The organism is Enterococcus sp. CWB-B31, from assembly GCF_020567645.1.
Taxonomy (GTDB): Bacteria; Bacillota; Bacilli; order Lactobacillales; family Enterococcaceae; genus Enterococcus_L.
Genome location: NZ_JAJDJW010000024.1, coordinates 17,097 through 36,484 on the forward strand (window position 1 = coordinate 17,097; position 19,388 = coordinate 36,484).

A 19,388-nucleotide genomic window follows, 5' to 3' on the forward strand; every position below is an offset into this window, starting at 1 on the left:
AGGAAGAATAAACATGGGAAAAAAATCATTTGCTTTACTTGTCGCTTCCTTCATTGCGGTGTTGAGTATCTTTTCAGGGGGTTCAATGAAAGCAATGGCCAGTGGCAATGGCGGTTCCGTTCAAACGAATGGTGTGATTACGTTTTATGATGAAACAGTCACTTCTTCTTCGACTGAACCAGCTAATTCTTCAACAACAAGTTCATCAATGGCTTCTTCTTCAACACTGCCCGCAACAGACGGTTCAAGTACTGTTGGGAAACCGACAGGAACTTATCCCTCAACTGGTGAGCTTGTAAAAACAGGCTTATCATTCAGCGGGATTGCAATTGTAGCTGCTGTTCTTTTCTTCTTTTGGATAAAACGTAAGGAACAAGGTAAGAGAAAGGGGAGCAGATAATGCTAAATAAAAAATTGTTCCCTGCTGTATTACTTTCAGCTTCTCTTTTAGTTTCCTTCAACAATTTTGTTCCTGCGGAAGGAACTGAAAAGGACGCTGCAATTGAATTTACGAGGAGTACAGAGATTGATTACATTGTTGATCCGGAAAAACCCGAGAATGAAGTTAATCCCGGTGAAAGCCCAAGTACAAGCGGAAGGCTGCGGATTGATTTTGTTCCACAATTAAATTTTTCATCAAATGTTATTTCTGATAAAGAAGTTTCATATCCGGTAAATGCACAACTGTTTTTGGATGGGCAAACTAGTCCGCGAGGAAACTTTATTCAATTATCTGATTATCGGACAACAGCGACAGCACAGGGCTGGAAGCTGCAGGTTCGTCAAGAAAATCAATTCAGTAATTCAACTACGACAAACAGCTCATTAAATGGAGCAGTATTGTCATTTGATAAATCATGGACAAGTACACCAAATTCAACAACGGATGCACCTGTTGTTTCCAGCGAAATTATTCGCTTAAGCAATATTGGTGATACGTATGATTTGGCAACTGCTGAAACAGGCAGCGGCGCGGGAACATGGAGTATTTCTTTTGGGGCATCTGAAGGACATTCAGAGGGACAATCATCAACATTAAGTCCTAAAACAGACGCAAACAATGAGCCAGTTCTGGACTCCGCTTTTAATAGTCAGCAGGTCTATGAAAATAGTGCAATAAAGCTAACTGTACCGGGAGGCACTCAAATAGATCCGGTACCCTATTCAACGGTGATAACTTGGATTTTAGCCGAGTTACCATAAATATAAAACACACATTATTAGGAGGAAACACAAATGAAATTAACAAGTAAATTATGTGGTACAGCTTTATTAGCTGTAGCAGGAGTTGCGATTGCAGCACCAAATACGAAAGCGGTAGACAATCTGCAGCATGACGGAGATGCGTACATCGAATTTACGCGTAATACAGAGGGCGGCAGCAATACAACTATCACAAAACCAGGAACAACTGGTTCAACAATTACAAACATTCCAGATGTTACTGATCCAGGTGATTTTGGTATTGTAGCCGTAACACCATTGGATTTCAGCTCACATGAAGTAGTTGCCGGGTCAGCCGCGACTGAATATTTTGCATTGCCGTTTGTTGCAAATGAAGGAAATGCAGACGAATATTTGGTTGAAAACTTTGTTAAATTCTATGATGGACGTTCAACATTGAATCGTGCATATAAATTATATGCTGAAATGACACAAGAATTTACTGGTCAAGTAGAAGGTACAGATGTTGCGTTGAATGGATCAGAGTTGATGTTTACAAATCTAGCATTAACTTCTATTGAACCAAGTCATTTACAACCAGAATCAGCTGATTTGAATTTTGGTACTAATTCATTGTCTTACAATGTTGCTGGTAATAAACAGCTTATGCTGGAAAATACTGCAGCAAATAAAGGGGCAGGTGATTATGAATTAACATTCGGTAACCAGGATGCAGGGACTGCAGCAACTTCAGTTAAACTTAATTTAAAGGATGATATTGAAATTTTCGAAACGAAATATACTGCTAAAATTCAATGGACACTGGAAGCCACTAGATAATTTACAGTATTAAACAAAGAGTACTGAGAGGTCGGGACAAAGCTTCTTCATGCGACGAGTAACCGCAGGAGTAAAAGTGTTCAGCTCGGAGACCCAAGTAGGTATCATCTACTCTGACAAGTCAATCGTAGTGATTTATGATACCAAGAAGGATGATCCGAAAATTGTCATGGAACATTATTCATGAAATGAATAGCTGTGGATTGATATCTACTTGGAGCTTTCTATATTTCCGAGATGTTGCCTGCGATTACTCGGCACAGATTAGGACCGACAAGTACTGGTTCTACTTTGCCGCTTCTGCTTATATTCGTACTTTAGCAGAATGGTATGCGTAGTTTCGATAAGTATTCCTTGAATGAAACCAGCTTACTTGATGTAGTAGAACTGTATGCGCAGCAGAACTGCTGTCTCTGCGAGTTTAACGATTCACGGGACAAAACATTACGTAGAAGAACTGTTGTCTCTGCGAGTCTAACGATTCTCGAGACAAAACATTACGTAGAAGAACTGTTGTCTCTGTGAGTCTAACGATTCTCGAGACAAAACATTACGTAGAAGAACTGTTGTCTCTGCGAGTCTAACGATTCTCGAGACAAAACATTACGTAGAAGAACTGTTGTCTCTGCGAGTCTAACGATTCTCGAGACAAAACATTACGCTGTATCCGTTTTTCTGCGTCTGCGGTTCTCGCTACACTTTGTTCCGAAATGGCAGAGCCATTAAGAATTGAAGGACTTCGTTTTGATCTCATCAATTTCTAAATGGCAAAGCTGCTAAGAATTGAAGGACTTGGTTCCGATCCTCGAAGCATGTCTGAGGGGGCATATAAGAACTTGATCCTACGCTTCTTACGAATGCTCGAATCATGCAAAGATTGGAACACTGTTTATTCGGTTTTAAGGGTTCTAGGCATGCTAATGCCATAGCCTCTCTTATTAAAAATATGAAAGGTCACAAGGTAGTCAGGTTATGAAAAAAGAAAAAAATTTTTTGTTTCCATTATTCCTTCTGTACATAGTGTCGCTATTCAGTTTTGGAGTTTCCACATATGCAGAAGAATCTGTAAGCACTGAAAATGAAGGAACAGATCCAATGGGTGGATTTAATTATCAAGTGATTAAACCAGAAAATCAACTTTCAAAAGATGTTGGCTATTTTGATTTGCTGATGACAGCAAGTCAGGAACAACTAGTTGAAATTCAGTTGATTAACGATTCTGCAAACGAAATGATTGTAGATGTTTCACTGAATGGTGCAAAAACAAACGGTAATGGTGTGATTGAACATGGACCGACTGCAATGGAAGATGACAAGTCATTAAAATATAAGTTTAATGATATTGTGAGTGCTGAAAGTGAGATTACTATTCCTGCAAATTCAGTGGTTCCCTTAAAGCTGAATATAAAGATGCCGGAAGTTTCCTTTGATGGGAAGATTGTTGGCGGTATTCAATTGAAACAACGAGTAGAACATCCAGAAGATCAAACAGGGATTATTAATGAATATGCTTATATGATCGGCATGATTTTGCAGGAAAATGAAGCAGTGCTGGAGCCGGATTTAATCCTGAACAAAGTGTATGCGGGGCTGGCTAATTATCGAAATGCTGTGTTTGTTAATTTTTCGAATATTGTTGCAGAGTACCTGGAAGATATGACTGTAGAGGTTCAGGTTATGCCAGGAGATTCAGAAGAAGTTCTGTATGATGTAAAAAAAGCCGGGATGAGAATGGCACCTAATTCATATATTGATTTTCCAGTCACAATGAATGGTGATCGCATGGAGCCTGGAAAGTATAAAGCACATATCCTTGTTGTCTCCGGAGGGAAACATTGGGAATGGACAGAGAATTTTGCCATTGCAGATGAAGAAGCAGATAAATTTAATGGGCAGGATGTTTCACTGGTTCAAGAAAGAGGAATCGATTGGAAGCTAATTGCTGGAATTGTAGGTACGGCATTGGCATTGCTTATTGTCATATTCTTGATTGTTCATACGGTCTCTAATAAAAAGAAAAAGAGTAAGTAAAGGCCTTCTAAAAAAAGACAGGCAGAAAATAGTTCGAAAATGAGGAAAGATCTATGAATTTGAATATGAGTAAATTGGATATGGCCTTCATAGGTCTGCTGTCATTAGGAATTCTTTTGTTGTTGTTAGGTATAATCTTTTTAGTTCTTAGTATTGTTGCCGGAAGGAAACTGGAAGGGCTGAAGAAAAAAAGACCGAAAAACAAGAAAAAACGCAAAAAATGGCAGCGTATCTGTAGAAAGGCAGAACAATACAAGAAAAAGCGAAGAAGGAACGGTATTTTCCTTCTTATTATGGCAGTTTTACTTGGTGGAGGAGCATCTTATACTCGTTATTATCAATTGACGAATTTGAGTATTTCGAATGCAGCTGCATTAGCTAAAATCTATTATTTGATAGGAGAAATAGATAGTCAGATTGAATCCTATAATAATGGTGCTTCAATTGAAAAAACAGAAAAGAATATTCGGGATTTATCCCAGCAGTTGACAAGTGCTTCTGTAGAGACTGCTTATATGGGATTGAGTGTTGATGGTCAGAAAAAGCTGAACCGTTACTTCACTTCAGCAAAAAATCTTGGGATAAATTTAAATGCTCAAGCTCGAGTGATTTTGGAAAACCTGGAACAAATGGAAATGTATCAATCAGACATAGAAAAAATAAAAGAAAATCAGCAGGAAATATTTAAAGAATACCAAGTAAATGAACATGCACTGAAGCAAAAAAAATGAGTTATCTTGAGTGTGAATAACTATGAAAAAAAGAACAAATAGGAAAATGACTGTTAAAAGCCAAAAGAGACAGGCAGCCAGATCGCCACACTATCGTATAGAAGATAATAAAAAACAAACTGCTATAAAAAAGAAGCGGAAGAAAATAACTTCAGACATTCCAAAAGAAAGAGCTGGAAGAAAATCATCCAAAAAAAGAAGACATCTGTCAGGAAAACAAAAAGGGCAAAAGAAATTTAATCAGTTTTTGGTCCAAATGAGTATTTCAATTGTAGTTTTTTCTTTTCTAATAGGTCTTATATCATTTTTTACATTCAGATTAGTAAAAGTCGAAGGGTATGCGATGACCCCTACATTGAACAATCGAGACCGATTATTTGTAAGTAAGGTCGAAAAAATCAAAAATTTTGATTTGATTTGTTACAAAAATTCTTCAGGGGAGAGTTATATTCGGCGTGTTATTGGATTGCCTGGAGATCGATTATTATATAAAAATAATCAGCTCTATCTAAATGAAAAAGAAGAGCTGGAGCGTTATTTGAATAGTTCAAGTGAGGGTTCTTCACAAATTACTGAAGACTTTGCTTTGGTTGAATTGACTGGAGAAAAATGGGTGCCGGAAAAGAAATACTTTGTTCTGGGAGACAATCGGTCTTATACAATTGACAGCCGCCATTTTGGTTTTGTCTCTGAAAAAGACATTATAGGAGTAGTAAAACTTCGTCTGTTTCCTTTCCATACAATGGTTCGTTTCTAATTTTAATGATAAAGGAATAAAGAAGTATGAAGAAAGAGAAAAAGAAACTAGTTACCCAAGCTAGGTTGAAAAAAGAATTTATAGGAAAGCAGAAAGAGATCCTTATTTCTGCTTTCTTCTGTATCTGTATGGTCTTATTGCTTGTAATAGGCATCATGAAAATCAGGATGCATCGGATTGACGGGAGTTCAATGGAACCAACCCTAACCAATAGTGATCGGCTGATTATTTGGAAGACAAAAATTCCTGACCGATATGATTTAATTGCTTTCGATCCTGAAAATACCGAAGATAGTTCTTATACTAAGCGTGTGGTTGGGATACCTGGAGATCGAATATGGGTTGAAGGAAATGCCCTATTCATTAATTGCCGAATAAAGAAGGAACAAGCTGAAAAAGATATTCCAGCAAAAGAGTTGCCGGATGGAACGCTAAAAGTGACGATTACAGAAAATGTCTGGAATGATTTGGAACACTTAGATAATATTCCGGATGGATGCTATTTTGTATTAGGGGATAATAGCAACCATTCTACAGATAGCAGACATTTTGGCTTTGTTCGCGATGATCAGGTTGAAGGTGTTGCTGTCATTCGTTATTACCCCTTTTCAAAAATGGGGATTATAAATTGAATAAAAGGATAGTGAACTGTATATGAAAAAAAGAATTGTTGGATATATCCAGAAAAATTGGTTGGTTTTGATCCTGAGTTTTTTAATACCTGTCATCATTATGATAATTGTTTACTCTATGAATGGGATATACATAGGTAGTGAGCGAAGTATCATGGCAAGTGATTCTTTATCTCAATATTCCAATTTTCATGCCAGTTTCAATAATGTGCTTCATGGAGAACAAAGTATGTTTTATACATGGTACGGGTCCCTAGGATTAAATTACTGGGCATTTGCAGCATATTATGTGAATAGTATATTCACACCTTTAGTTGCTTTGTTTGATAATGCAGCTATGCCAGATGCACTTTATGTGATTACTCTAATAAAATTTGGCTTTATTGGCTTATCTTTTTATGTGTTTGCGGAACAGACATATAAAAAGATGTCACACTGGCAGCAGCTTTCTTTTAGCAGCACCTATGCATTGATGGGATATACTGTTGCTTATTCACCAGTGATTATGTGGTTGGATGCCTTTGTCTATTTGCCTTGGATTATTTTGGGAATTCACCGAATACTGGATGGAAAGAAGCCGGGAATTCTATTTTTGAGCTACTTATTATTGTTTCTTTCCAATTTTTATATGGCATTTATGATCGGTGTTTTTTCTTTCCTCTATTATTGCATGCACTTAATTATTGACTGGTCTCGTTATAAAAAAACGATTTACCCATATATGATTACTTCTTTATTAGCTGGTGGCGCTTCGATGCTTACAGTTCTGCCGACCATTTTAGATTTAACAAACAATGGTGAAGGTTTAAATAAAATTGATCGTCTGTTTACTCCAGATACAGGGGGCTGGGATTTTATTGTAAAAAGTATGGTTGCGGTATATGACACCAGTAAATATGAATCAGCACCTTTTATATATATTGGATTGCTTCCACTTATTTTCTGCTGCTTCTACTTTGTTTCAGACAAATTTTCTCTAAGGAGTAAATTATGCTATGGTACTTTGTTCATTCTACTTATTGCAAGTGTTTATATTGATCCGTTAAATTTATTCTGGCATGGTCTGCATGCTCCAAATATGTTTTTATTCCGGTTTAGTTTTCTGTTTTCCTTTTTAGTCATTTTGTTCGGCGGCTATGGATTTGAGGCTTTTGATAAAAAGGATCAAAATAAACTAATGAACATACTACTAATCATTGGTAGTCTGTTTATTGCAGCAATTCTTTTGTCAAATCCTAAACGATACAACTATATCACGAATGAGTCGCTTTATCTGACGATTGGATTTCTAGCTCTTTATGCGGTTTGTCTGCTGTTATATGGAAAAACAGATAAACTGAGGATATACATACCGATATTTTTGTTTCTTTTAATGAGTACTGAAACTTTTTTTAATGCAAAAGGTTTAATTGCAGGTGTGGGAGCTGATTGGGGATATCCTGGCAGATATTATTATTCTGAATCCTATTCCGATGTTGAAAAGCTGGTTAATCAGACAAAAAAAGAAAATGATACATTCTATCGAATGGAAAATCTTGATCGGGCAAACTTGAATGACAGCTTTACTCATGGGTATAGCGGAGTAACAATGTTTTCTTCAATTCGAAACCGCCATTCTTCAGCGTATTTGAATAATTTAGGCTTTCGATCCTTGGGGACTAATCTGACAATTAATTATGATAATAATACACTTTTCATGGATTCTTTACTGGGAATCAAGTATAACATTGCTAAAGATGACCCAATGAAATTCGGCTATGAAAAAATTTCTGAAAGCAGTGATTATGCTCTTTATGAAAACAGCTATGCTTTACCGCTCGGAATTTTGACAAATGATGGAATATTTGAAACAGATGCAGTAAAAAATCAAACTGCTTTATTTAACCACTTAGCTGAAACGAATGAAATAATGACTGAAGTGGTGGAGCCAAGACAAGTAACTATAGAAAATGCAGTTGTTGCAACTTCTGGAAAGGAACAAATCTATACTGAAATCAGTCCTGGAAAAGAAAAAGTGATAACGTGGTCTGTCTATGTACCGGCTGGTCACCAGGCATACTTAAGCATTTATCCAACAGATATGATGTACATGCTTGAAGGAAGTGTTAAAACAACAGTTAATGGAGTGACAAGGGAGACTACTATCACATCATCAGGTCAATACTACAATTTGGGTGATTATGAAACAGGAACAACGGTTGAGGTTAAAGCTGTATTTACAGGGACTAGAATGATTAAAATTTATAAGCCGGATGTATTACTATTAGATTCGACTAAATTTGAACAAGCTGTTGAAGCAGTTCAAGCAAAGGGCGTGTCATTTGAAACCACAGGCAGGACGGCAACTGCAAAAGTTAAATTGGCAAAGGATCAAGTCCTCTTTACAACAATTCCTTATGATGCAGGTTGGACTGCCTATATTGATGGTGAAAAAATAGAAATACCAACCTTCAAAAATGCCTTTTTGACATTGGCAATTCCTGCTGGAACTCATGAGATAGAATTTGTCTTTTTACCACAAGGGTTAAAAACAGGTCTCATACTTTTTGCAGGCTGTATTACTTTATTTTTGCTATATAGAAGGTATGAAGATCGATTGATACGGAGAAAAGAGGAATCATCAAATGAATAAAAATTTATATATATTTCTGGCAATGGTACTGCTTCTCCTTAGCGGATGTTCTGATTCATTATCCGATGAAAAAGTGAAATTCAATGGTGCTGGTCATACCTTTGAATTTCAACTTCCAAGCAACTGGGACATACAAACGGAATCAAAATTAAAAGAAAACTTTGGTGATGCAGCAGCTTTTGGTGCAGAGGATACAAAGAGTGATTCTTTTATGTATATTTTGGCATTTTCAAAAGCAGAGGTTGATTTAGAGAATTTCGCTGAAAAGACAAGAGAAGAACTTCAACGGACATATGGTTATGAAAATCTTGAAGATGTCTTTATGAAAGAATATGAAGTAAATGGCTATCCGGCATTTAAATATACTTTGAATACAAGCTTTGAAAATGAGAGTATGTGGGCTCACTTTTACTATATTGCGACGGAGAATAGTGTTGTACAAGTTAATTATTTTTCAGCAGATGATAGAAATTATGAAAAGAGAGTAGAAATTCTTAATCAATCAGCTGATAGTTTAGTAGAAAAAGGAGCAGCAGACAGTGAGGGGATTTCAGATAGTTCTGCTTCTGACAGCAGCTCCAATATGTCTGCAGAAAATGCTTCCATGCGGTTTGAAGTAACTGGCTATCGCAAAGTGACAATCATTGATCAAGAGTATTTGGCAGTAAGGTTTAAGCTATTGAATAAGGGCGAAAATTCAATAAAACCTGCTGTCTGGTTTAAAAAGACAAGCTTGACAATTGGGAATCAAGTGCTTAATCAATCAGACTTTCCAGAAGAAGAAGCTGTAGAAAATTTGAAAGTACTGGCTGAGGCGAATGACGAGGAGCTTTCTAGAGGAGAAGAAAGCGAAGGATTAGCTTTTTATAAAGTTCCAACTGATAAAAATAACCGGGTTGTGAGTCTAACCTTTGTTGAAGGTGAGTTTGATCAAAGCCAGCTAATTCAGATGGATTTGAGTGTATTTGACTAGAAAAATAAGTAAATGAAAGAAAGTAAAAGAGGGAAAATGGTGCATTTGTCAAAAAAGTATTTTTAGCACTAATTTTTTTGATTTTTCTAAAATAAATTCAGTAGAGAATTAGTTAAGCTGTATATTCTTATGTCGATTGATCAATGCTAACAGCTATCTAATAGAAGCAATTGATCTGATTAAGATAAAGGGGAAAATTTATGTTTTTTAATAAAAGAATCATTCATTCGTTACTTGTACTCTTACTTGGATGTGGGTTTTTAGCAGCATGTGATGGATTATCTGCTAATAAGTTGTCATCAGAAGACAACTTATTAATCTGGTCGGAAAATCGAGATAAGTCATTTCCAAGTTATGATATTGGGGAGATGACTAAGGAAGAGGCAGAGGAGTTAATGAAGGAGAAGCTTCAATTGATGTTAACAGAAGCTTTCAAAAACGCAACAGGCATTTTGACTGAGCAGCTGACCATGGATAATCAGACGTTGGACTACACGCAATACTATAGTCAATCCTCAGCAGCAGAGGTTGATTACAGTGAATATTTAGTTTTCAAAACTTCTGAAGGGTATTACCCGATTTCTGCTCAGGTAGAGATAAAATATACTTTTGACAAGGGAAAGAAAACAGTTTCTTCAACACGAGAAGCTGTTGTTGTAAAGAATATTGCCTCTACAGAGCAATTCAATGGGAAGGATCAAAAGAAGCTGATCTCTCAGCTAGCATCTGCATATAATATTTCGGAAAATGATTTTTCCATGAAACTTTCAGAACTTTCAGGTAAATATAATGAAACAATTTATTTATACGATACATTGGAAACTGCAAAAGAGGATGAAAGTCTGGGTAAGAGAATCTATGTGAAGTTTGCCGATAATGGGGTGGTTTCAATAATTGGACTAGTATTGGAAGATTTTAGAAAGTAGTAAAGTAATGTTACCTGAACTAAACTGAACTTATTTTGGTAATGGAATAGAAAGTCCGTTTCGCCTGAGCTCATTGAGATCAACAGGTAAAACGGACTTTTTCAGGGCAGTAAATTTTTTTAGATTTTTCCTAACAAGCACAAATGTAATTTACCCAATCATTTTATAGTAATTTGCCTGATTTTTTCGTTTTGCAAAGCCTATATGTTCATAAAAGTGATGAGCTGCTTTTCTTTCTTCACCGGAGTTCAGACGTATTCCGCCTGCTCCTGTTGCTGCTGCCCATTTTTCAACGAACTGCATTAATTCTTTTCCGCAGCCTTTTCCCTGAAATGCTGTATCAACAGACAATGCCAGTATATTAATCATCTTTGGTGCATAAATGGTTAGATAGACCGCTGCATGAATATAACCGCATACTTGATCATCAATAGTGCAGATGAATAGTTTATTATCAGTCAAATTAAGAAGATCTTCCAGCTGCTCCTTTGTTTTAATCAGCGGGTAGTCATAGCCAAGGGAGTCCTGGTTAATTGTATGTAAAGCTTCGGCATCAGAAAGTATTGCTTCCCTAATAATCATATACATCTCTCCTTAATTTCTTTAGATCAATTGCTGCTTGGCTCTGTCAGTAAAAGCGAACACGCAGCATAATAAGAGGTATTTTAGTCTGGTTCTTCTGTAAAAGAGGTTGTTCTATTATTTCTCTGCAATTTTCTGGGCTTTTCCTGTATTGGCAAAATGCAGTTTAACATAGTTGGACAATAGGTCCATGCCTCCTTGTTTTAAAACTCGGGAGGCAACCTGATCCGATTTTGCACCTGCACCAGACGGTACTGTATATCCCAATTCATTAGATTCCTTCTGCAGCTCTTCTAGAAAGGCCGCTCGACAGATGATTGATGCTGCAGCAACTGCAATGTGATACTGTTCTCCTTTAGTAATAAAATAGAGTTTTTCTGTTACCTGATTTTTTTCGCTGCGGACATATTTCCGATAGTTGCCTTCCGGGGTGAATTGATCAATCAGAATGCCTTCCGGTTTAACAGGTGCCAAATCCTTCAGCAGTAAATAAATTGCTTGATTGTGCAGTGCAACTTTCATATGTACGGCATTGTATTTTGGTTGGATCTCATTGTATTTTTTTGGCTCTAAAATAAGCAGACGGTAGGGAATCAATTCCTTCACCAGATGTGAGAGCTTAATGATTTGGTCATCTGTCAGTTCTTTTGAGTCGCGGACGCCCAATGCTTTTAATTTTGAAATCATATTCTTTTCAACATAGGCTGCACAGACTGTGACGGGGCCAAAGTAGCTGCCGTTTCCTACCTCGTCACTGCCGATGACAGACAGCTGATCAAATCCCGGAGGCAGTTGCTGGGATTTGGAAGGGTTAGCTGTTTTTGCAGAGGTCGTAGGATTTCCCCATTTTTGGGCTTCTTTTTCTGCACCGGTTCCTTGGAACATCACTTTACCGGAATTATAAGCAGTGATAGTCGTTGTTCCGGTTTTAGCTGTGAAAAGGGTATAGGGAACAGATTTACTTAGTTTATTTTTTTCGTAGGCCGCAGCCATTTTTTTAAGCGTTTCGTTCGATACTTTGATTACTTGATTTTGTTTCATTTTCTCTGTCCTTTCTCTATTTTCTCTATAGTAAGATAATTAACCCAAAAAAGAAAGGCTCAACTATGTTGCTAAAACAGAGAACTATTTTCTTAATACTTATTTGGGACAGACTGATCAAATTATTAGGAAAGCTGATTTTTTAAAGAGGATCGCATTTTTTGGGGATTTGAAGCAGCTGCGGGTTACTTGCGATTGTTTCTATGATAAACTACTGGAATTGGTTCTGCAGATCTTTACTCAGTACGCAGCTTTTTTCTTCGTAAATTAGAATCTTTATCTTTAAACGTGACGTTGGAATTTGCAGAGCAATCCGGTAAGATTAAAAGTAAAATATTTAATTGGGAAAACGACTCTGATCATGAATAGAGCAAAGAAGATAGAAACAAATGAAATTTCTTATTATCATCTGGTTAATCTGGGAAAAGAGGGCAATACTATAATAGAGCATATTAATCTATTGGTTTCCCAAATATATGATCATAATTTCTGGTACCTTAAAATAAATGTACTTTCTGAAGAAGCAATCATTGAAATTGAAAGATGTTGCAAAAAAAAGGATTTCTTAAATTTTAATGATCTTTTGTATAATTTGTCCCTGCGTTTTTGGTAAATGCTCGTCGTATATCCAGCAGTTTCGTATGTAATACTGCTGGATATGCTCCGTATTTCTTGGGTTAGAAGCATAACTTAGGTTTAATTCGGTCAGCACAGCATATTACAATTGATCATTAAAAACAACATAAAGATAGCTGATTTTATGAGTAGAAAGACAATTATTCTGTGAAAGATCAGGTATTTTTCTGGAAACGGCTCTGCTTAAGCAAAGAGTCATACAGTCTATTTGATTCCTGTAGGAGAATATGTTAAACTTATATACAAGTAATGATACTAATTGGGAGTGAGCGGATTTCTGCTCACTCTTTTTAATGGCATTGATCATGAGCCTTGTATTGCCAATGGTACGTTACATCAATCTCGAAGGAGGCGAAAATTTTGAGTAGTGTCGTGGAAACTGTTACCGAGTTAGTCACACCGATCTTAAAAGAGCAGAATTTTGAACTTGTAGATATAGAGTTTGTCAAGGAAGGTAAAAACTGGTTTTTACGTGTATTTATTGATAAAACAGGCGGCATAGATATTGAGGAATGCGCATTTGTCAGTGAAAAACTAAGTGAACGGCTTGATGCGGTGGAACCTGATCCAATTCCTCAGGCTTACTTTCTAGAGGTATCTTCTCCCGGGGCTGAACGTCCATTGAAAAAGGAACAGGATTATGAAAATGCTGTAGGAGAATATATCCATGTTTCTTTGTATCAAGCTATAGAAGGTGAAAAGCAGTTTGAAGGAACAATGGAAAAATTTGATAAGGATACAGTAATGCTGACTGTCAAAGTGAAAACAAGAACAAAAGAACTGGTCATCGATCGAAAAAATATTGCAAAGGCTCGCTTAGCAATTCAGTTTTAAGTATTAACTTCTAACGGTCTGTTTTATTGATGGAAGCAGATGCGTTCAGCTTTGACTAAATATGGGAGGAAATAATAAAAAATGAGCAAAGAAATGTTAAATGCTTTGGATGCATTAGAAGCTGAAAAAGGAATAAAAAAGGAAACGGTAATTGAAGCGTTGGTGGCAGCGCTGGTTTCCGCATATAAAAGACATTATGGACAGGCCAATAATGTTGAAGTGGAGTTCGATGAAAAGAAAGGCAATATCCACGTATATGCTGTCAAAGAAGTGACTGACGAGGTATTTGATTCACAATTGGAAGTATCTTTAAAAGATGCAATGGCGATAAACAAAGCTTATGAGGTTGGTGATAAAATTCGTTTTGAAGTAACCCCTAAAGATTTCGGAAGAATCGCAGCTCAAACAGCGAAGCAGGTTATTTTGCAGCGTGTCCGTGAAGCGGAAAGAACAATTATTTACAATGAGTTCAGCGCTTACGAAAATGATATCATGCAGGGAATCGTTGAACGACAGGATCGACGGTATATCTACGTGAATTTAGGCAAGATTGAAGCAGTTTTATCCAAACAAGATCAGATGCCAAATGAATTTTATCAGCCTCATGACCGAATCAAAGTCTACGTTTCCCGTGTTGAAAATACGTCAAAGGGTCCTCAGGTGTTTGTAAGCCGCAGCCATCCGGATTTGTTGCGACGTTTGTTTGAACAGGAAATTCCTGAAGTTTATGATGGTATTGTAGAAATTGTTAATATTGCAAGAGAAGCGGGTGATCGTTCAAAGGTAGCTGTACGCTCAAACGATCAGAATGTTGATCCGGTAGGGACATGTGTCGGTCCTAAAGGACAACGTGTTCAGGCAATTGTTAACGAGCTGAAAGGCGAGAACATGGATATTGTTGAGTGGGATGAAGATCCGGCAGTATTTATCAGCAATGCGCTAAACCCGGCTCAAGTAGTTGATGTAATTTTTGCTGCTGAAAATCCAAAAGCCTGCACCGTTGTGGTTCCTGATTTCCAACTGTCTCTGGCAATCGGAAAACGCGGGCAAAATGCACGTTTGGCAGCAAAATTGACAAACTTCAAAATTGATATTAAGCCAGAATCAGAGATGGAAGATTTCTATGCTCAACAGGCAGAAAATGCTGATGGAGAAGAATATTCCGAAGAAGTATATGATGAAGAGTATAACGAAAATTTTGAAGACAGCTATGAAGAAGATCAAGAAGTGATGGAAGCTGATTTGACCTCAGATGAATATGAAAATATAGAATTTGACAACGAACAGGCAGAAGAAAAATAGCGTTTTTGGAGGGAACTATATTATGAAAAAAAGAAAAATTCCAATGCGTAAATCTGTTGTGTCCGGAGAGATGAAACCTAAGAAAGAACTGGTTCGTATTACACGTTCAAAAGAAGGAGAGGTTTCTCTTGATCCTTCTGGAAAGAAACCGGGAAGAGGTGCTTATGTCGCACTTGAACCGGAAGAAATAAAAAGAGCGTGGGAAAACCGGATACTGGACCGAGTGTTGGAAACAACACTGACTGATGATTTTTATCAGGAACTGCTGGCTTATGTCGAACATCAAAAAGCACGTAATGAGCTGTTTGGCAATGAATAAAGAGAAGACATTGAATTTACTTGGACTGGCGATGCGGGCAGGGAGATTGATCACTGGTGAAGAAATGACAGTGAAAGATATCCAAAAAAATAAAACAGAATTTGTGTTTATTGCTGCAGATGCAAGCGACAATACACGCAAAAAAATTAAGGACAAATGTTCTTATTACGAAATTCCCTGGAATGACGAATTACTTCAGATAGAAATTAGTCATGCGATTGGCAGACAGCGAATGATTGTTGGCGTAAACGATCAAGGATTTGCTAAGAAATTCAAGGAATTAACGAAATGCTAGGAAGGTGATTGCATGGGAAAAAAGAGAATATATGAATTAGCAAAAGAAATAGATCAACCAAGTAAAGATGTTGTAAATAAAGCGCATGAGTTGGGTATAGATGTAAAGAATCATATGGGAGCGATCAACCCGTCTGATGAAACAAAGCTGCGCTCTGCGTTTACAAAAAAGGCGGCACCTGCAGCTCAGCAAACTGCAAAGCCTCAGTCAAAGCCGGCAGTTCAACAGAATCAGAGCAAACAGCAGCAACCAAATCAAAACAATCGTCCACAGGGACAACAAGGTCAGGGGAATCAACAGCGCTTGAATCAAAACAATCGTCCGCAGGGACAGCAGGGTCAGGGAAACCAACAACGACCAAATCAAAACAATCGTCCACAGGGACAGCAGGGTCAGGGAAACCAACAACGACCAAATCAAAATAATCGTCCGCAGGGACAACAGGGTCAGGGAAATCAACAACGACCAAATCAAAATAATCGTCCGCAGGGACAACAGGGTCAGGGAAATCAACAACGACCAAATCAAAACAACCGTCCACAGGGACAACAGGGTCAGGGAAATCAACAACGACCAAATCAAAACAACCGTCCGCAGGGACAACAGGGTCAGAATAATCAACAGCGTTCCAACCAAAACAATCGTCCGCAAGGACAACAGCAGGGGCAACAACGCCCGACTCAGGGTCAGCAAGGTCAAACCAGATCTGCAGCAGGACAAAGCAGTCAAAATCAAAACCGCAGCAACACTAATAACCAGAATAGAAGCAATTCATTCGGTGGAGGTCAAAACAGAAACAACCGCAATAACTTTAACAACCAAAATCGTAACAGATTTAATAAAAAAGGGAAAAAAGGCAAGTACCAGGAGTCTACCAAGCCGCCGGTACCGGCTAGAAAATTCAAGGAGCTTCCTGAAATTCTTGAATATACAGAGGGTATGAACGTAGCGGATATTGCCAAAAAGATTTACCGTGAGCCGGCAGAAATCATCAAGAAACTGTTTATGATGGGTGTGATGGTTAATCAGAACCAGTCATTGGACAAAGAGACGATTGAACTGCTGGCAGTAGATTACGGGATTGAGCCTCAGGAAAAAGTACAAATTGATATTGCAGATATCGATAAATTCTTTGAACCTGATGCTGTTTCAGAAGAGAATTTGGTAAGCCGTCCTCCTGTTGTTACAATCATGGGTCACGTTGACCACGGGAAAACAACTTTATTGGATACCCTGCGTCATTCTCGAGTGACATCAGGCGAAGCTGGCGGAATTACTCAGCATATTGGGGCTTATCAGATTGAAATTGAAGGGAAGCCAATTACGTTCCTTGATACACCAGGACACTCGGCCTTCACCAGTATGCGTGCTCGTGGAGCAAGTATCACAGATATCACTATTTTAGTGGTTGCTGCAGATGATGGTGTGATGCCTCAGACTGTTGAAGCTATCAACCATGCAAAAGCAGCGAAGGTTCCGATCATTGTTGCTGTGAACAAAATTGATAAACCTGGTGCTAATCCGGATCATGTGAAACAGGCATTGTCTGAGTATGAACTGATTCCTGAAGAATGGGGCGGAGATACGATTTTTGTTAATATCTCGGCAAAGTTCAATCAAAATATTGATGAGTTATTAGAAAATATTTTACTGATTGCTGAAGTAGAAGATCTGAAAGCTGATCCGACACAGCATGCTATTGGAACGGTTATCGAAGCACGTCTGGATAAAGGAAAAGGCTCTGTTGCTACATTACTGGTACAGCAGGGAACACTGAAAGTCGGAGATCCGATTGTTGTCGGCAATACTTATGGACGTGTCCGTGTGATGACAAATGATATCGGACGTCGTGACAAAACTGCTGGTCCGGCAACACCTGTAGAAATTACCGGATTGAATGATGTACCTCAGGCAGGAGATCGTTTTGCCGTACTTGAAGATGAAAAAACAGCTCGTCAGGCAGGGGAAGAAAGAGCGAAGCGGGCCTTGCATGAACAACGTTCAGCAAACAGCCGTGTAACTCTGGATAACTTGTTTGAAAGTCTGAAAGAGGGCGAGCTGAAAGAAGTTAATGTTATTATCAAAGCTGATGTACAGGGATCAGCGGAAGCTCTTTCTGCTAGTCTTCAAAAGATTGATGTTGAAGGTGTGCGGGTAAAAATCGTCCATTCAGCAGTAGGAGCAATTAATGAAAGTGATGTGACACTTGCTGCGGCAAGTAATGCCATCATTATTGGGTTCAATGTACGTCCTACACCTCAGGCTAAACAACAGGCTGAGCAAGAAGAAGTGGATATTCGTCTTCATCGAATTATTTATAATGCAATTGATGAAATTGAAACTGCTATGAAAGGATTGCTTGATCCTGAATTTGAAGAAAAAATTACAGGACAGATGGTTGTTCGTGAATTGTATAAAGTTTCTAAAGTTGGAACAATTGCCGGTTGTTATGTGACAGACGGCTCCATTCGCAGAGACAGCGGAGTTCATGTTATTCGTGACGGTATTGTAATTTTCGAAGGCAAGCTTGCGAGTCTGAAACGTTTTAAAGATGATGCAAAAGAAGTAAAATTAGGATTTGAATGTGGAGCAATGGTCGAAAACTTTAATGATTTAAAGGTTGACGATGTGATTGAAGGCTTCGTTATGGAAGAAATTAAACGAAACTAGTCTATTCTGCTCCAGAATGAAGGGAGAAGAAAGAACATGGCAAATTATCGTGACCGACGTGTCGGACAGGAAATATTAAGAGAAATCAATGATATCCTGAGAAAACGTGTCAGAGACCCCAGAGTTCAGGGGATTACGATTACTGATGTTCGTGTGACAGGAGATTTGCAGCAGGCAACGATTTATTACAGCCTGCTGTCTGGCCTGGCATCTGATCAGACAAAGGCACAGGAAGGATTGGATAAAGCAAAAGGGTTGATTCGCAAGGAATTAGGACAACGTCTGAGCTTATACAAGACGCCTGAGCTGATTTTTGAAAAAGATGAGTCTGTTGAATACGGAAATCATATTGACGAGCTGATTCGCAAACTGAATCAGGATGACTAAAAAATGAGGTCGGACCAAAAGCGATCAGCTCCGAGAATTAAGAAGGAATATCCGAAACTAGTCAAGGAACACTAGTCATAAAATAAATAGCTGAGAATTGATACACTACGCTGCGCTTCGATCACCTCAATTTCTACGTATGAAACATACGAGAGTTGACAGGCTTCACTAGGATTGCTTTAGCAGAGTAGATGACGTCCTGTTACCTACTGGGTGAAGGACCTGGAGCGTCTCCTATTTTCAGGAGATAGTTCGGCTTAATTCTAAAGGAGCTGCTCCTGCGGTTACTCGTCGCAAAAAGAATTTTTGCTTTTGTACCGCCGTTTATTCAGGGTTAGATATGAAGAGAGTTTGAAACTTTATTCTTTCCCAAACTTATAGTAAAACACCAATGGAATGCTTGCCCAAAAAAGGGTTCATTTCATTGGTGTTTTTGGATAAAGCAGCTATCCACCTGCTATGCGGGTGGGAGACAAGAGGTTATCCCCAAAAGCCCTTCTAATCGTTAAAATATGGCTCTTTGTCAAATCGGACTGATAGTATCACCAATGAACATCGGAAGAAGGAATCGAACTCCTTCTCCGGTGTTTTTTATTTGTATTGAATAAGGCCGTTGAGTAAGAAAATTCGGGTACG

At 38.1% G+C, this 19,388-nt stretch carries 18 protein-coding genes; 16 read left to right on the forward strand and 2 right to left on the reverse strand.

The features are described from left to right. Positions 1 to 13 precede the first annotated feature (13 nt). The 10 genes from LI954_RS15170 (at position 14) to LI954_RS15215 (ending at position 10,686) form a co-directional block, all read left to right on the forward strand. Complete coding sequence (locus LI954_RS15170; RefSeq protein WP_229444874.1) at positions 14 to 400, forward strand: LPXTG cell wall anchor domain-containing protein; 387 nt, start codon at positions 14 to 16, stop codon at positions 398 to 400. Further along, entirely contained in the window at positions 400 to 1,203 is an 804-nt protein-coding gene (locus LI954_RS15175; protein ID WP_229444876.1) for a WxL domain-containing protein, read from the forward strand. The genes LI954_RS15170 and LI954_RS15175 overlap by 1 nt, the downstream gene beginning before the upstream one ends. A gap of 33 nt (positions 1,204 to 1,236) precedes the next feature. Continuing rightward, positions 1,237 to 2,004 (forward strand): WxL domain-containing protein, encoded by a 768-nt coding sequence (locus LI954_RS15180; RefSeq protein WP_229444877.1) that lies wholly within the window; start codon positions 1,237 to 1,239, stop codon positions 2,002 to 2,004. Positions 2,005 to 2,976: 972 nt separating this feature from the next. Then, positions 2,977 to 4,035, forward strand: a complete 1,059-nt coding sequence (locus LI954_RS15185) for a DUF916 and DUF3324 domain-containing protein (RefSeq protein ID WP_229442231.1) — start codon at positions 2,977 to 2,979, stop codon at positions 4,033 to 4,035. A 53-nt stretch (positions 4,036 to 4,088) separates the two neighbouring features. Then, positions 4,089 to 4,766, forward strand: a complete 678-nt coding sequence (locus LI954_RS15190) for a hypothetical protein (protein ID WP_229442229.1) — start codon at positions 4,089 to 4,091, stop codon at positions 4,764 to 4,766. A gap of 22 nt (positions 4,767 to 4,788) precedes the next feature. After that, positions 4,789 to 5,523, forward strand: a complete 735-nt coding sequence (gene lepB / locus LI954_RS15195; RefSeq protein WP_202067379.1) for a signal peptidase I — start codon at positions 4,789 to 4,791, stop codon at positions 5,521 to 5,523. Between the two features lie 26 nt (positions 5,524 to 5,549). Beyond that, the gene (gene lepB / locus LI954_RS15200; protein WP_229444879.1) at positions 5,550 to 6,155 is read left to right on the forward strand and encodes a signal peptidase I; all 606 of its coding nucleotides are present in this window, start codon (positions 5,550 to 5,552) and stop codon (positions 6,153 to 6,155) included. A gap of 22 nt (positions 6,156 to 6,177) precedes the next feature. Next, on the forward strand, positions 6,178 to 8,787 hold the full coding sequence (locus LI954_RS15205) for a YfhO family protein (RefSeq protein WP_229444881.1): 2,610 nt from the start codon (positions 6,178 to 6,180) through the stop codon (positions 8,785 to 8,787). After that, entirely contained in the window at positions 8,780 to 9,760 is a 981-nt protein-coding gene (locus LI954_RS15210; RefSeq protein WP_229444883.1) for a hypothetical protein, read from the forward strand. Before LI954_RS15205 ends, LI954_RS15210 begins: the two co-directional genes overlap by 8 nt. Before the next feature lie 200 nt (positions 9,761 to 9,960). Continuing rightward, on the forward strand, positions 9,961 to 10,686 hold the full coding sequence (locus LI954_RS15215; RefSeq protein WP_229444885.1) for a hypothetical protein: 726 nt from the start codon (positions 9,961 to 9,963) through the stop codon (positions 10,684 to 10,686). A 150-nt stretch (positions 10,687 to 10,836) separates the two neighbouring features. On the opposite strand, the gene LI954_RS15220 is transcribed toward LI954_RS15215, so the two are convergent. Beyond that, entirely contained in the window at positions 10,837 to 11,268 is a 432-nt protein-coding gene (locus LI954_RS15220) for a GNAT family N-acetyltransferase (RefSeq protein ID WP_229444887.1), read from the reverse strand. Between the two features lie 117 nt (positions 11,269 to 11,385). Next, positions 11,386 to 12,309, reverse strand: a complete 924-nt coding sequence (gene rnhC / locus LI954_RS15225; protein ID WP_229444888.1) for a ribonuclease HIII — start codon at positions 12,307 to 12,309, stop codon at positions 11,386 to 11,388. 996 nt (positions 12,310 to 13,305) lie between these two features. Here rnhC and rimP point away from each other — a divergent pair. The 6 genes from rimP (at position 13,306) to rbfA (ending at position 18,752) form a co-directional block, all read left to right on the forward strand. Further along, on the forward strand, positions 13,306 to 13,779 hold the full coding sequence (rimP, locus tag LI954_RS15230; protein WP_202067372.1) for a ribosome maturation factor RimP: 474 nt from the start codon (positions 13,306 to 13,308) through the stop codon (positions 13,777 to 13,779). Positions 13,780 to 13,860: 81 nt separating this feature from the next. Continuing rightward, a complete protein-coding gene (gene nusA / locus LI954_RS15235) occupies positions 13,861 to 15,081 on the forward strand; it encodes a transcription termination factor NusA (RefSeq protein WP_202067371.1) in 1,221 nt (406 codons plus the stop codon). 22 nt (positions 15,082 to 15,103) lie between these two features. Further along, on the forward strand, positions 15,104 to 15,400 hold the full coding sequence (gene rnpM, locus LI954_RS15240) for an RNase P modulator RnpM (RefSeq protein WP_202067370.1): 297 nt from the start codon (positions 15,104 to 15,106) through the stop codon (positions 15,398 to 15,400). Then, the gene (locus LI954_RS15245) at positions 15,393 to 15,695 is read left to right on the forward strand and encodes a YlxQ-related RNA-binding protein (protein ID WP_202067369.1); all 303 of its coding nucleotides are present in this window, start codon (positions 15,393 to 15,395) and stop codon (positions 15,693 to 15,695) included. The genes rnpM and LI954_RS15245 overlap by 8 nt, the downstream gene beginning before the upstream one ends. A gap of 12 nt (positions 15,696 to 15,707) precedes the next feature. After that, complete coding sequence (gene infB / locus LI954_RS15250; RefSeq protein ID WP_229444890.1) at positions 15,708 to 18,365, forward strand: translation initiation factor IF-2; 2,658 nt, start codon at positions 15,708 to 15,710, stop codon at positions 18,363 to 18,365. Positions 18,366 to 18,401: 36 nt separating this feature from the next. After that, entirely contained in the window at positions 18,402 to 18,752 is a 351-nt protein-coding gene (rbfA, locus tag LI954_RS15255; protein ID WP_202067367.1) for a 30S ribosome-binding factor RbfA, read from the forward strand. Positions 18,753 to 19,388 lie beyond the last annotated feature (636 nt).